The sequence below is a fragment of the Modestobacter roseus genome (genome assembly GCF_007994135.1).
GTDB classification, from domain to species: Bacteria; Actinomycetota; Actinomycetes; order Mycobacteriales; family Geodermatophilaceae; genus Modestobacter; species Modestobacter roseus.
Genome location: NZ_VLKF01000001.1, coordinates 4,229,133 through 4,242,263 on the forward strand (window position 1 = coordinate 4,229,133; position 13,131 = coordinate 4,242,263).

General features: G+C 76.8%; 14 protein-coding genes and 1 riboswitch. Of the genes, 5 read left to right on the top strand and 9 right to left on the bottom strand.

The window, feature by feature from the left end; translation table 11 throughout:
* Positions 1-57: 57 nt before the first annotated feature.
* The 9 genes from cobA to JD78_RS20260 all read right to left on the bottom strand — a co-directional run bounded on the left by cobA (position 58) and on the right by JD78_RS20260 (position 9,557).
* The gene (gene cobA, locus JD78_RS20220; protein WP_153360380.1) at positions 58-1,296 is read right to left on the bottom strand and encodes a uroporphyrinogen-III C-methyltransferase; all 1,239 of its coding nucleotides are present in this window, start codon (positions 1,294-1,296) and stop codon (positions 58-60) included.
* Positions 1,293-2,699, bottom strand: a complete 1,407-nt coding sequence (gene cobC, locus JD78_RS20225; RefSeq protein WP_228395161.1) for an Rv2231c family histidinol phosphate aminotransferase CobC — start codon at positions 2,697-2,699, stop codon at positions 1,293-1,295. The genes cobA and cobC overlap by 4 nt, the downstream gene beginning before the upstream one ends.
* Positions 2,696-3,541: an energy-coupling factor ABC transporter ATP-binding protein gene (locus JD78_RS20230; protein ID WP_153360382.1), complete on the bottom strand. Its 846-nt coding sequence runs from the start codon at positions 3,539-3,541 to the stop codon at positions 2,696-2,698. The genes cobC and JD78_RS20230 overlap by 4 nt, the downstream gene beginning before the upstream one ends.
* Positions 3,538-4,269, bottom strand: a complete 732-nt coding sequence (gene cbiQ, locus JD78_RS20235; protein WP_153360384.1) for a cobalt ECF transporter T component CbiQ — start codon at positions 4,267-4,269, stop codon at positions 3,538-3,540. The genes JD78_RS20230 and cbiQ overlap by 4 nt, the downstream gene beginning before the upstream one ends.
* Positions 4,266-4,580: an energy-coupling factor ABC transporter substrate-binding protein gene (locus JD78_RS20240; protein ID WP_153360386.1), complete on the bottom strand. Its 315-nt coding sequence runs from the start codon at positions 4,578-4,580 to the stop codon at positions 4,266-4,268. The genes cbiQ and JD78_RS20240 overlap by 4 nt, the downstream gene beginning before the upstream one ends.
* Positions 4,577-5,368 carry an energy-coupling factor ABC transporter permease gene (locus JD78_RS20245; RefSeq protein WP_153360388.1) on the bottom strand — a complete coding sequence of 264 codons (792 nt, stop codon included), beginning with the start codon at positions 5,366-5,368 and terminating at the stop codon, positions 4,577-4,579. The genes JD78_RS20240 and JD78_RS20245 overlap by 4 nt, the downstream gene beginning before the upstream one ends.
* A complete protein-coding gene (locus JD78_RS20250) occupies positions 5,355-6,752 on the bottom strand; it encodes a cobyrinic acid a,c-diamide synthase CobB (protein ID WP_228395162.1) in 1,398 nt (465 codons plus the stop codon). The genes JD78_RS20245 and JD78_RS20250 overlap by 14 nt, the downstream gene beginning before the upstream one ends.
* Positions 6,749-7,363 (bottom strand): cob(I)yrinic acid a,c-diamide adenosyltransferase, encoded by a 615-nt coding sequence (gene cobO / locus JD78_RS20255; RefSeq protein WP_153360392.1) that lies wholly within the window; start codon positions 7,361-7,363, stop codon positions 6,749-6,751. The genes JD78_RS20250 and cobO overlap by 4 nt, the downstream gene beginning before the upstream one ends.
* 73 nt (positions 7,364-7,436) lie before the next feature.
* On the bottom strand, positions 7,437-9,557 hold the full coding sequence (locus JD78_RS20260) for a putative cobaltochelatase (RefSeq protein ID WP_153360393.1): 2,121 nt from the start codon (positions 9,555-9,557) through the stop codon (positions 7,437-7,439).
* 62 nt (positions 9,558-9,619) lie between these two features.
* A riboswitch (cobalamin riboswitch) is annotated at positions 9,620-9,692 on the bottom strand.
* Positions 9,693-9,795: 103 nt separating this feature from the next.
* Here JD78_RS20260 and JD78_RS20265 point away from each other — a divergent pair.
* From JD78_RS20265 to JD78_RS20285, 5 genes are all read left to right on the top strand, one after another.
* Positions 9,796-10,257, top strand: coding sequence for a hypothetical protein (locus JD78_RS20265; RefSeq protein WP_153360395.1), 462 nt, complete (start codon positions 9,796-9,798; stop codon positions 10,255-10,257).
* Positions 10,254-10,547, top strand: coding sequence for a transcriptional regulator (locus JD78_RS20270; RefSeq protein WP_153360397.1), 294 nt, complete (start codon positions 10,254-10,256; stop codon positions 10,545-10,547). The genes JD78_RS20265 and JD78_RS20270 overlap by 4 nt, the downstream gene beginning before the upstream one ends.
* A 34-nt stretch (positions 10,548-10,581) precedes the next feature.
* Positions 10,582-11,646, top strand: coding sequence for an AbrB family transcriptional regulator (locus JD78_RS20275; RefSeq protein WP_153360399.1), 1,065 nt, complete (start codon positions 10,582-10,584; stop codon positions 11,644-11,646).
* A 62-nt stretch (positions 11,647-11,708) separates the two neighbouring features.
* A complete protein-coding gene (locus JD78_RS20280; protein ID WP_166521357.1) occupies positions 11,709-12,773 on the top strand; it encodes an AI-2E family transporter in 1,065 nt (354 codons plus the stop codon).
* A gap of 144 nt (positions 12,774-12,917) precedes the next feature.
* Positions 12,918-13,130 carry a hypothetical protein gene (locus JD78_RS20285; protein WP_153360403.1) on the top strand — a complete coding sequence of 71 codons (213 nt, stop codon included), beginning with the start codon at positions 12,918-12,920 and terminating at the stop codon, positions 13,128-13,130.
* The last annotated feature ends 1 nt before the right edge of the window (position 13,131 follow it).

Genomic DNA, 13,131 nt, shown 5'->3' on the forward strand with positions numbered 1-13,131 from the left:
GCGGGGCGTCCGCAGCAGGGACCGGCCGGCACGGCCGGACTCATCGGTGCGGTCGGGTCAGCGCTCCGCGCCGAGCCCCACGACGTCGCCGACCACCCAGACCGCCGGCGGGCGGATGCCCTCGTCGGCGATCGCCTGGCCCAGGCCGGCCAGGGTGGTGCGCACCGTGCGCTGACCGGGGGTCGCCCCGTCGGAGACCACGGCGACCGGCGTCTGCGGGTCGCGCCCGTGTTCGACCAGGGCCGCGGCGATCCGTGCCGCGGTGTCCACGCCCATCAGGACGACGACGGTGCCGCGCAACCGGCCCAGCGCGGCCCAGTCGACCAGCGACGCCGGGTGCCCGGGCGGCACGTGCCCGGAGACGACGACGAACTCGTGGGTCATGCCGCGGTGGGTGACCGGCACCCCGGCGAGCCCCGGGACGGCGATGGCGCTGGTGACGCCCGGCACGACCTCGACCGGCACCCCGGCGGCCGCGCAGGCCTCGAGCTCCTCCCAGCCGCGGCCGAAGACGAACGGGTCGCCGCCCTTGAGCCGCACCACCCGCTTGCCGGCCAGCGCCCGGGAGACCAGGAACTCGTTGATCTGCTCCTGCGCCATCGACCGCCCGCGCGGCAGCTTGGAGGCGTCGATCACCTCGACCTCGGCCGGCAGCGAGGCGAGCAGCCCCTGCGGGGCCAGGTGGTCGGCGACGACGACGTCCGCCGTCGCCACCGCGTGCCGGCCGCGGACGGTGACCAGCCCCGGGTCGCCGGGGCCGCCCCCGACGAGCACGACGCTGCCCCCGGACCCCTCGGCGGGGCGGGCAGCGCGGTCGGAGATCGAGCCGTCGGTGATCCCGGCCAGCACCGCGTCCCGCACCCCGATGGCCCGCTGCGGGTCGCCGCCGCCGTGCACGCCGACGACGAGGTCGCCCTGCCGGCCGACCGCGGGGGTCCAGGCGCTGGACGCCGACCGGTCGTCGGCGCGGGCGCAGAACACCCGGGCCTGCTCCGCCTCCTCGGCGATCGCGGCGTTGACGTCGCGGTCGTCGGTGGCGGCGACGGCGTACCAGGCGCCGGCCAGGTCGCCACGCACGTACCGGCGGGGGTGCCAGGTCACCGAGCCGGGGGCGACCAGGGCCTCCAGCGCCGGGGTGACCTCGGGGCTGACCACGGTGACCAGGGCGCGGGCATCGAGCAGCCCGGCCACCCGGCGGTGGGCCACCTGGCCGCCGCCGACCACCACGACACGGCGTCCGGCCAGGCGCAGCCCGACCGGGTAGACGGCGGCCGGGGCGGGGTCAGTCGCGGTCATCGGCTCTCTTCTGCCAGGGCGTGCAGGGCGGGGAGGTCGGCGCTGACCCCGCCCAGGATCGCAGCCAGCGCCGTCGCGAAGGCACCCGAGGTCCCCGGATCGCGCACCGCGACCCGCAGGTGGTCGCCGGTCAGGCCCGGGAAGGTGTCCCCGCGGCGCACCGCCCAGCCCTCCGCGCGAAGCCGTCCGCGCACCCGCGCGCCGCCGGGCACGTGCAGCAGCACGAACGCCGACGCCGGGTCGCCGACGACGGTGACGCCGGCCGGCAGCGCGTCGATCAGGGCGCGCCGGTGCACGGCCAGCTGCCGGGCGACCGCGTCGGCCTCGGCCCGGGCGCGGTCGGTGCTGCACGCGACCAGCGCGGCCAGCGCCGGGGTGGAGACCGGCCAGTGCGGCTGCTGCGCGGCGAGTGCTGCGACCAGGTCGGCGGGGCCCAGGGCGTAGCCGACCCGCAGCCCGGCGAGCCCCCAGGTCTTGGTCAGGCTGCGCACCACCAGCACGCCGGGCAGGTCGGCGCGGTGCGCCAGGGACGCCGGCTCGCCGGGCACCGAGTCGGCGAACGCCTCGTCGACCACCAGCACCCGCCCCGGCCGGGCCAGCGCGGCGACCGTGTCCGCGGGGTGCAGCACCGACGTCGGGTTGGTCGGGTTGCCGAGCACCACCAGGTCGGCGTCGTCCGGCACGGCGGCGGGGTCCAGCCGGTAGGCGGGGGCGGTCAGCAGCAGCCGCTCGACCGGGTGGCCCGCGGCCCGCAGCGCCGCCTCCGGCTCGGTGAACGAGGGGTGCACGACGACGGCCCGCCGCGGGGTGAGCGCCCGGGCGAGCAGGGTGAAGGTCTCGGCGGCGCCCGCGGTGAGGAGCACCTGCGCGGGGTCGCGGCCGTGCGCGGCGGCGACGGCGACCCGGGCGGGGCGGGGGTCGGGGTAGCCGGCGCTGGCGTCCAGCGCCTCGTGCAGCACCGCGCGCAGCCAGGCCGGCGGGGCGTCGGCGCGCACGTTCACCGCCAGGTCGACCAGCCCCGGGCCGACCTCGGCGTCCCCGTGATGACGCAGATCGACGTCCTCCGCCACCGCCACCGTCACCCGGCCGCGCACCGTCTTGCCGACGACGAGCCGCCCCCCGCCGAGCAGCGCGGCGGCCTCGGCGACCGACCCGGTGCCGACGGCGGCGGCGACCCGAGCCGAGGACGCCGGCACGGGGACCGCCGCCAGCACCGGCGCCGGGTGCCCGGTCAGCGGCCAGCCCCGCAGTGCGGCGGCCTCCCGCAGACCGGGCTCCGCGGCGCGGGCGTCCAGCGTGGCCAGCTCGACCGGGCCGGCGTCCGGCGGGAGCACCGCGTCGACGGCGGCCAGCACCTCCTCGGCGCTCACCCCGGTGGACGCGCCGACGCCGACGGTGATCACGTGCGCACGCCGGGGGAGTCGGGCAGCGCGGCGAGCAGCGCGTCGGCGTCCCGGGGGAGGGCGCCGTCGGGCAGCAGGCCGAGCGCGCGCAGCCGGGCGCCCACGGTCAGCGCCCAGGGCCGGTCCAGCCGGGCCCGGGCCAGCAGCGCGTCGTCGCCGAGCACGGTCTCCGGCGTCCCCTGCACCACCCGGCCGTCGACGACGACGGCGACCTCGTCGGCCCACCGCAGCGCCAGGTCGACGTCGTGGGTGCTCATCACCACCGTCGAGTCGGCCTCCTGCAGCCGGGCCAGCGCGGCGAGCGCCTCCCCGACCGCGGTGGGGTCGAGGCCGGCGGTCGGCTCGTCGAGCAGCAGCACGCACGGGCGCATCGCGACCGCACCGGCCATCGCCACCCGCTTGCGCTCGCCGTAGGAGAGCTGGTGGGTGGGGCGCTCGGCCAGGTGGGTGACGGCGAGCAGCGCCAGCGCCTCGGCGACCCGGGCACGCACCTCGTCCTCGGTCAGGCCGAGGTTGACCGGCCCGAAGGAGACGTCCTGCGCGACCGAGGCGCTGAACAGCTGGTCGTCGGGGTCCTGCAGCACGAGCTGCACCTCCTGGCGGTGGGCACGAAGGCCCGCCCGGGTGTGCCGCAGCTCGGCGCCGTCCAGGGTGACCCGGCCGCGGGCGGGCGCCAGCGCGCCGGACAGGCAGCGCAGCAGCGTCGTCTTCCCCGAGCCGTTGGCGCCCAGCACCGCCAGCCGGCGGCCGGCCGGGACGGTGAGCGAGGCGCCGTCGAGCACCGGCCGGCGGCGGTCGTAGCCGGCGGTCAGCCCGCTCGCGGCGAGCGTCAGGTGACTCATGCCAGCACCCCGACGGTGACGAGCGCGGCCAGCCCGGCCACCGTGAGCGCTTCGAACCGGCGGGAACTCGGCAGCGTCTCGGGCAGCACCCGCAGCCCGGTCTCCATGCCCCGGCCGGCCAGCCCGTCCTGCAGCCGCCGCGCCCGGTCCCACGACCGGGTGAGCACCGCGGCGGCGAGCACCCCGCTGGAGCGGTAGGACCGGCGGACGGTGGAGTGCCCCATCCGGGCGGTCTGCGCCTCCCGGATGGTGGTCAGGCTGGTCAGCAGCACGAACAGCAGGCGGTAGGTGACCGAGGCGACCTCGATGACCGCGTCGGGCACCCGCAGCCGCTGCAGCGCGGGCAGCAGGTCCGACATCGGCGTGGTCGTCGCCAGCAGCAGCACCGCAGCGCTGCCGGCCAGCGCGTGCCCGACCAGCTCCCCGGCCCGCGTGGCCGCGTCCGGGGCCCAGCCGATGCCGTCGCCGACCTGCACCACCGCGGTCAGCGCGCCGATGGTGATGAACGCCAGCGGCAGGCGGATGGCCCGGCCGAAGGTGAGCGCGGGCACCCGGGCCGGGCCGAGCGCCAGGACGACGGCGGTCAGCGCGACCAGCACGCTGCCCGGCCACGCCGGCAGCACCAGGGCGCCGACCACCAGCCCGCCGGACAGCAGCAGCTTGTCGGCCGGGGAGCGCCGTCGCCAGGCGCTGGCCCAGGCGGCGTCGTCGATCGCGAGCCCGGTCACGGGCCCGGGGTGGGGCTCTCCGCCGCCGCCCGTTGCGCCGTCCGCCGGCCGCGCAGCCGGCCGATCGCGTAGCCGAGCACGCCGCCGCCCAGCGCGGCCTGCAGCGCGAAGAGGCCCGACTCGATCTCCGAGGAGCCGGGGGAGAAGACCGACTCGAACCACGGCTCGTAGCCCGGGTCGGACTCCTGCACCAGCTCGGTGGCCTGGCTGTCGGTGCCGGCGTACTCGCTGTCCCGGTCCAGCAGCAGCGGGGTGGCGAACAGCGCGATCACGGCCAGCACGAGCAGCGCGGTGACCAGGTGCCGCCTCATCGCAGCTCCTCCCGCTCCGCCGTCCCGGTTCCCGCGCCGGATCCCGGCCGGTTCTCGGCGCCGGATGCCGGCCGGGTTTCGGCGCCGGATGCCGGGCGGGGTTCGGCGCCGAAACCCGGTTCGGGCGCGGGGCGGAGGACGCCGAGGCGCTCCAGCTCGGGGCGGGCGTTGACCGTCAGCACCCGGAACAGCAGGACGCCGAGCAGCCCCTCGCCGACCGCCAGCGGCACCTGGGTGACCGCGAAGACGCCGAGGTACTTCAGCGCCGCGCCGACCAGGCCGCTCTCGGCGTCCGGGAAGGCCAGCGCCAGCTGCAGCGACGTCGTCACGTAGGTGGCCAGGTCGGCCAGCGCCATCGCCGCGAACACCCCGGGCAGCAGCCCGCCACCGACGCGGCGCACCAGCCGGTAGGCCCCGTAGCCCACCCACGGCCCGACCACCGCCATCGAGAAGGCGTTGGCGCCCAGCGTGGTCAGCCCGCCGTGGGCGAGCAGCAGCGCCTGGAACAGCAGCACCACCGTGCCGAGCAGCGCCATCACCGGCGGCCGGAACAGGACGGCGCCGAGCCCGGTGCCCGTGGGGTGGCTGGAGCTGCCGTTGAACGAGGGCAGCTTGATCGCGCTCAGCACGAAGGTGAACGCGCCGGCCGCGCCCAGCAGCAGCGTCGACTCGGGGTGCTCGCGCACCTCCTTGACCACGCACCGGGCGCCGTGGACGACGAACGGGGCGGCGGCGACGGTCCAGCCGATGGCGTGCGCCGGCGGGAGGAACCCCTCAGCGATGTGCATGGTGCGCCCTCTCGGGGAGCCGCGCGGCGGCGGCGACGAAGCGGGAGGCCATCCCAGGGGAACCGGCCCAGTTCAGGTGCAGGTACGAGGCGTGCACGCCGTCGCTGACGAAGCCCTCGGGGCCGTCGGCGTTCCACTGCCATGCCGGTGACGCTGCCGGCGTCGCCCCGGCGGCCGGGCCGGCGGTGGTGCGGTGGAACTCGTGCCCGCGCACCCGGGTGCCGGCCGGGGCGAGCACGCTGTCGGTGAGCGCGACCGCGGCCCGGTAGCCGAGCGTGAGCCGCGGGTGCATCGCCGTCGTCGTGGGCAGCACGCCGCACATCGGCTCGCCGTCCAGCTCCTGCGACAGGTACAGCAGCCCGGCGCACTCGGCGGCGATCGGTGCACCGGACCGGGCGAGCTCGGCGATCGCCGTCCGCAGCCCGACGTTGGCGCTGAGCGCGCTGGCGTGCACCTCGGGGAAGCCCCCGCCGACGACCAGCGCGCGGGTGCCCTCCGGGAGGGCGTCGTCCCGCAGCGGGTCGACGGTCACCACCTCGGCGCCGGCCGCGGCGAGCAGCTCGGCGGTCTCGGCGTAGCCGAAGGTGAACGCCGGCCCACCGGCGACGGCGACCACCGGCCGGCCCTCGACCCGGGTGACCTCGGCGGCCGGGTCCCAGGCCTCCCCGGACAGGTCGGGTGCGGTGCGGGCCAGCCGGAGGACGGCGTCCAGGTCGACGCTGGACTCCACGACCGCGCCCAGCGCGCGCACCGTGCGCACCGCCTCGGCCGACCGCTCGGCCGCCGGCACCAGCCCGAGGTGGCGGGAGGGGGTGTGCAAGTCCTCGATCCGGCGCACCGCGCCGAGCACCGGTACCCCGGCGGCGCCGAGCGCCTCGCGGAGGATCGCCTCGTGCCGGTCGCTGCCGACCCGGTTGAGGACGACGCCGCCGATGCGCACCGTCGGGTCGAAGGTGGCGAACCCGTGCACCAGCGCGGCCACGCTGCGGGCCTGTGAGGCGGCGTCCACGACGAGCACCACGGGGGCCTGCAGGTGCGCGGCGACCTGCGCGGTCGAGCCGTAGCCGGGCTCGACGCTGGCGTGCGCGGCGCCGTCGAACAGCCCCATCACGCCCTCGACGACCGCGACGTCGGCGCCCCGGGCCCCGTGCAGGAACAGCGGGGTGATCCGGTCGTCGCCGACCAGCCACTTGTCCAGGTTGCGGCCCGGGCGGCCGGCGGCGAGGCCGTGGTAGCCGGGGTCGATGTAGTCGGGGCCGACCTTGTGCGGGCTCACGGTGAGCCCGCGGGCGGTCAGCGCGGCGACCAGGCCGGTGGTGATCGACGTCTTGCCGGCGTTCGACGACGGCGCGGCCACCACGATCCGCGGGATGCGGGTGCTCACCACTCGATCCCCCGTTGGCCCTTCTGGCCGGCGTCCATCGGGTGCTTGACCTTGGTCATCTGCACGACCAGGTCGGCGGCCTCGACCAACGCCGGCGGGGCGTCGCGGCCGGTGATGACGACGTGCTGGCTGCCCGGTCGGTGCGTCAGGGTCTCGACGACGTCGTCGACGTCGACCCAGCCCCACTTCAGCGGGTAGGTGAACTCGTCGAGCACGTAGAACCGGTGCGCCTCGACGGCCAGGTCACGCTTGATCTGCGCCCAGCCCTCGGCGGCGTCGGCGGCGTGGTCGGTCTCGTCGCCGTGCTTGCGCGACCACGACCAGCCCGAGCCCATCTTGTGCCAGACCACCGGGCCGCCCTCACCGGTGGTCTCGTGCACCCGGCCGAGCGCGGTCAGCGCGTTCTCCTCGCCGACCTTCCACTTGGCGCTCTTGACGAACTGGTAGACCGCGATCGACCAGCCCTGGTTCCACGCCCGCATCGCCATCCCGAAGGCGGCGGTGGACTTGCCCTTCATCTCCCCGGTGTGCACGGCGAGCAGCGGCCGGTTGCGGCGCTGCCGGGTGGTCAGCCCGTCGACCGGGACGGCGGTCACCTGTCCCTGCGGCACTGGTCCTCCTCGCTGGCGCTCGTCGGAACACTGCCGGGCACTGTGCTCATCGGTGAGCTCGCGAGCTCGCTCACTAGGCAGCCCTGCTCTCGCGGACGACGCCGGCGAGCTGGTCGGCGCCGAGCTCCTCCAGCCGCAGCGTCTGCGCGCCCAGCTGGAGGCCCAGGGCGGCGGCCAGCCCGAGCCGCACCGGCCCGGACTCGCAGTCGACGACGACGCTCGCGACGTCCGCGGTCGCCAGCAGCCCGGCGGCCCGGCGGGCGTCGCCGAGGTGGTCGCCGCCGCGAGCACCGGTGGCCCGGCCGTCGGTGACGAGGACGAGCAACGGCCGGCGCCGCGGATCGCGCACCCGCTCCAGCCGCAGCGTCTCGTGCGCCCGCAGCAGCCCCGCGGCCAGCGGGGTGCGGCCACCGGTGGGCAGGCTGGTCAGCCGGGCGGCCGCCGCCTCGACCGACCAGGTGGGCGGCAGGGTCAGCTCGGCGTCGCCGCCGCGGAAGGTGATCAGGCCGACCTTGTCCCGGCGCTGGTAGGCGTCCATCAGCAGGGAGAGGACGGCGCCCTTCACCGCGGCCATCCGCGAGCGGGCGCCCATCGAGCCGCTGGCGTCGACGACGAAGAGGACCAGGTTGCCCTCGCGCCCCTCGAGCGTGGCCTGGCGCAGGTCGGCGCGCTCGACCCGCAGGCCGGTGCCGGTGCGGCCGCGAGCGTGCTGGTGCGGCGCCGCGGCGAGCACGGTGTCGACCAGGTGCAGCCGGGTCACGCTGCCCTCGGGCCGGCGGGAGCCGACCACCCGGCCGCGCTCGCTGCGCGCCCGGGACCGCCGGCCGGCCGCGCCCGCGCCGGTGCCGGGCACCTCCAGCCGCTGCACCCGGAACGGCGCATCGGGGGTGACGGCCGCCTTCTCCGGTGCCGGGGCGGCGTCGGTGTGCCCACCGCCCTCACCCCGCGGCGCCGTCGTCGGCTCGCCGTCCCCGGGGTTCGGCGCCGAACCCCGGCCGGGTTCCGGCGCCGAATCCCGGCCGGGTTCCGGCGCGGAATCCTGGCCGGGTTCCGGCGCCGGATCCTGGCCGGTGGAGTCCGGGCCGCCGGACGGCGGTGGGGGAGGGCCGCCACCGTCGCCGTCGGGGCCGCCGTCGGTCGGGTCGGTGCCCTCGGGCGGGGTCGGGTCGTCGTCCGGTGCCGTGTCGGGCCGGGAGTCCTCGAGTGCCTGCTCCAGCGTGTCCTCGTCCAGCCCAGGGGCGTCGAAGGGGTTGCGCCGCCGGCGGTGCGGGAGGGCGAGCCGGGCGGCGACCCGGACGTCGTCCTCGGTGACGTCGGTGCGCCCCGCCCAGGCGGCGTGCGCGATCGCGGCGCGGGCGGTGACCAGGTCGGCGCGCAGCCCGTCGACGTCGAAGGCGGCGCAGACGCTGGTCACCTGGCGCAGCGCGGCGTCGCTCAGCACCACCTGCGGCAGCAGGGCGCGGGCCGCGGCGATCTGGCCGGCCAGCTCCCGCTCGGAGGAGGCCCAGGCGGCGGCGAAGCCGGCCGGGTCGGCGTCGTAGCCGAACCGGCGGCGGACCACCTCGGCGCGCAGGTCGGCGTCCCGCGGGGCGGCGACCTCGACGGTGAGGCCGAACCGGTCCAGCAGCTGGGGGCGGAGCTCGCCCTCCTCCGGGTTCATGGTGCCGACCAGCAGGAACCGCGCCGCGTGCTGCACCGAGACGCCCTCGCGCTCGACGTAGGCCCGGCCCAGTGCCGCGGCGTCGAGCAGCAGGTCGACCAGGTGGTCGTGCAGCAGGTTGACCTCGTCCACGTACAGGACGCCGCGGTGCGCCCCGGCCAGCAGCCCGGGCTCGAAGGACTTCACGCCCTCGGTGAGTGCACGCTCCAGGTCCAACGACCCGACCAGCCGGTCCTCCGAGGCGCCGACCGGCAGCTCGACGAGCTTCGCGGGCCGGGTCACCGACGGGGAGGCGGGGTCGTGCGGGCCGTCCGGGCACTCCGGGTCGGGGGCGGCGGGGTCGCAGGCGAAGCGGCAGCCGGCGACGACGTCGACCGGCGGCAGGACGGCGGCCAGGGCGCGCACCGTCGTCGACTTCGCCGTGCCCTTCTCGCCGCGCACCAGCACCCCGCCGACGGCGGGGGAGACGGCGTTGAGCAGCAGCGCCAGTCGCATGTCGTCCATGCCGACGACGGCGCCGAAGGGATAGGTCATGAGCAGACCACGGGTCCTCTCCCCGGGTGTCCACGCCCGGAGGTGGCAGGAGGCGACGGCGGGAGTTCCTGACTCACCGGCTCGGGAGCCGGCTCACAGTGGCGGGACCGCGCCGGAGTCGCACCGGGCTTCCTCCACTGCCGTCGCAGTTGGAGCGCCATTCGACCACGGGCACCCGGGCTGGGGACAGGGGCGTGTCTCTTGACGAAGTGGAAAGTGATGCGCCACTCTTTCCGTCATGGAAAGCAACGGGATCGGTCGGGACGACGCCGTCGCCCAGCTGGCCGCACTGCAGGCCGACCGGGATGCGCTGGCCGACCGGGCCATGCAGCCCTGGTGGTACGACGCCCTGCTCGGTGGGTGCGTCTTCGTGCTGCTGGGCGCCCAGGCGCTCGACCACCCGGTGGCCACGGTCGCCGGCGTACTGCTCGGGTGCGCCGGTCTGGGCTGGCTGGTGTCGACCTACCAGCGCCTCACCGGCACCTGGGTCAACGGTTTCCGCGCGGGTCGCACGCGCAAGGCGATCGCCGTCTGGCTGGTGGTCTACGTGCTCGTCGTCGTCCCCGCGTTCGTGCTGCACCTCGGGTACGACCAGCACTGGGCGATGGCCGTCGCGGGCGCCGTGCTGGGCGTGTCGATCGCGCTGGTCAGCCGCTGGTGGAGCGGCATCTACATCGCCGAGCTGCGCGGGGAGCGGTGACCGCCGTCGAGCCGCGGTTCGACGCGGTCGTCCACGCCCCGCCCCGGCTGCAGGTCTGCGGGTTGCTCGCCGCCGTCGACACGATGGAGTTCGCCGCCGTCCGGGACGCCGTCGGGGTCAGCGACTCGGTGCTCTCCAAGCACGTCAAGCAGTTGGAGGAGGCCGGGTACGTGACCGTGAAGAAGGCGACCGTCGCCTCCCGGCAGCGCACCAGCCTCGCGCTGACCAGGGCCGGCCGGGCAGCCTTCGACGCGCACGTCGCCGAGCTGCGCCGCATCGCCGGCCTCTGAGGCGCTGAGCCGCGCCTGCGGCAGAGTGCACGGCGTGCAGCGGGGACGAGGGCGGTTGCTGGCCGACTGGGCCGTCGTCCTCGTCGCGGCGGTGCTGCTGGCGCTGGTCATGGACCGGCTCTCGGTGCCCTCCCCGGCGTTGTTCGGCGGGCTGGCCGCGGGGCTGGGCCGGGCGCTGGTCGGCCGCACCCGGCTGGCGCTGCCCCGCCCGGCGTTGACCGGCGCGCAGGCGCTGATCGGGGTCTCGGCCGGGGCGCTGGTGCAGCCGGAGACCCTCCGTGTCGTCGCCGACCACTGGCTGCCGGTGCTCGGCATCACCGTGGCGACCCTGCTGGTCAGCCTGGCGGCCGGGCAGCTGATGCGCCTGCAGCGGGGCATCAGCTCGGTCACCGGCGCCTTCGCCATGATCGCCGGCGGCGCCTCCGGGATCACCGCGATGGCCCGCGACCTCGGCGCCGACGCCCAGCTGGTCGGTGTGCTGCAGTACCTGCGCGTGGTGGTGATCGTGGTGGCGATGCCGGTCGTGGCGACGACGGTCTACGGCGCGGACGCCACGGGTGCGCCGGCGCCGGCCGACGACGGCCCGGGCTGGGCCGCGGGGCTGCTGTTCACCGCGGTCTGCGTGGCGGTGGGGCTGGTGCTGGGCCGGGTGGCGCGCATCCCGGTCGGTGCGCTGCTCGGGCCGCTGCTGGTGGCCGCGGCGCTCGACCTCACCGGCGTCGCGCAGGGCGCCGACGTGCCCGGGCCGGTGGAGTCGGCCGCGTTCCTGGCGATCGGGCTGCAGGTCGGCATCGGACTCACCCGGCAGAGCCTGCGGGTGGTCGGCCGGGCGCTGCCGCTGGCGGTCGCGCTGATCGTCGGCGTCATCGGAGCCTGCGCCGGGCTCGGGCTGCTGCTGTCGGCGACGGCCGGGGTCAGCCGGCTGGAGGGCTACCTGGCCACCACCCCCGGTGGGCTGTACGCGGTGCTGGCCACCGCGAGCGGCAGCGGGGCGGACGCGACGTTCGTGCTCGCCGTCCAGGTGCTGCGCTTGTTCGTCATGCTCTTCACCGCACCCCTGCTGGCCCGCTGGCTCCGCCGGGGGCGGTCACCGGCGTGACGACCCGGCCGTGACCCTGGATCGTCATGTGTCAGGCGGCCCTGGTGTGGCATCCCCCGGGCATGGCAGCCGAGGAACTGCGCTCTGATCCCGATGGCCGGGCGGCCCCCGCCTGGCTGGTCCGCGCCGCCGATGTCGGCGGGCGGCTGCTCGTGCTCGCGGTGCTGGTCTGGCTGGTCGCCGCGCTGGCCGTGGAGCTCACCCTGGTGCTCGTCGCCGCGCTGACCGCGTTGCTGCTGGCCGGGGTGGCCGCGCCGGCGGTGCGCTGGGCGAGCGGCAAGGGGGTGCCGCGCTGGGTGTCGGCCGGGGCGGCGGTGCTGCTGCTCCTGCTGGTGGTGGCGGGCATCGCGCTCGGCCTGGCCGCCCGCATCTCGGCCCAGCTGCCGCAGCTCCGCGACGCCCTGGACCGGGTGTCCACCCAGCTGTCGGAGCGCTTCGGCGTCTCGATGCCCTCCCTCGGCGACCTGGCGGGGAGCGGCGGGCAGGGCGGCTCCGGTGTGGGGCAGCTGGTCGGGCCGGCCCAGACGCTGCTGGAGGCCGTGCTGGGCGTCTTCCTGGCGCTGGCCCTGGCCTTCCTGTTCCTGACCAGCGGGCCGGGCATGTGGCAGTGGCTGCTGGGCAAGTTCGGCGGCCGGCTGCGGGAGGACGTCGACGCCGGTGGCCGGGCGGCGTGGGGCACGGTCGGCGCCTACGTGCGGGGGCTGACCGTGGTGGCCCTGTTCGACGCGGTCGGCATCGGGGTCGGCCTGCTGCTGCTCGGCGTCCCGCTCGCGCTCAGCCTCGCGGTGCTGCAGTTCGTCGCCTCCTACATCCCCACCATCGGGGCCTTCGTCGCCGGCGGGCTGGCGGTCCTGGTGGCCTACGGCGCGTCGGGGCCGGGCACCGCCGCGCTCGTGCTGGCGCTGGTCGTGGTCGTCCAGCAGATCGGCAACGACGTGATCGAGCCCTACGTGATGAAGAGCCGCCTGCCGATCAACGCCGCGGTGGTGCTCATCGCCGTGACGGCGGGCGGGCTGCTGTGGGGCATCGCGGGCGCGCTGCTGTTCGTGCCGCTGGTGGCGGCGGCCTCGGCCGCCGGCCACGAGGTCTGGGCGCGGCACGGATCACGTCCGGTCGCCGGCGGCTGAACGCCGGTACCGCGGGACGAACCGCCCGTCCGTGCCTACCCTGGTCGGGGCCGCCACCCGGCGGGGCACTGGCACCGAGCGAGGAGGACCGCGCTGTCCGAGGACGACACGACCGCGACCGGCGCCCCCGAGGACGAGGGCGCCGTGCTGCTGTTCGTGGGCGGGCCGCTCGACGGCCGGGTGGAGGTCCGCGAGGCCCGGCACGGTGACCCCCTGCCCACCGTCACGCACGTACACCTGCACGGCGGGCCGAAGGTCGTGCACCGGTACGACCTGCAGAGCCTGACCGCCGGCGCCGGCGTCTACCACCTGCGGCCCCGCGTGCCCGCCCACGAGAGCGAGCCCTCGGCCGACTGAC

Bases quoted from the DNA above. Each gene is read 5' to 3' on its own strand.
- JD78_RS20260 (WP_153360393.1), bottom strand. From the start codon at position 9,557: ATGACCTATCCCTTCGGCGCCGTCGTCGGCATGGACGACATGCGACTG.
- JD78_RS20280 (WP_166521357.1), top strand. From the start codon at position 11,709: ATGGCAGCCGAGGAACTGCGCTCTGATCCCGATGGCCGGGCGGCCCCC.
- JD78_RS20265 (WP_153360395.1), top strand. From the start codon at position 9,796: ATGGAAAGCAACGGGATCGGTCGGGACGACGCCGTCGCCCAGCTGGCC.
- JD78_RS20245 (WP_153360388.1), bottom strand. From the start codon at position 5,368: ATGCACATCGCTGAGGGGTTCCTCCCGCCGGCGCACGCCATCGGCTGG.
- JD78_RS20230 (WP_153360382.1), bottom strand. From the start codon at position 3,541: ATGAGTCACCTGACGCTCGCCGCGAGCGGGCTGACCGCCGGCTACGAC.
- JD78_RS20240 (WP_153360386.1), bottom strand. From the start codon at position 4,580: ATGAGGCGGCACCTGGTCACCGCGCTGCTCGTGCTGGCCGTGATCGCG.
- cobA (WP_153360380.1), bottom strand. From the start codon at position 1,296: ATGACCGCGACTGACCCCGCCCCGGCCGCCGTCTACCCGGTCGGGCTG.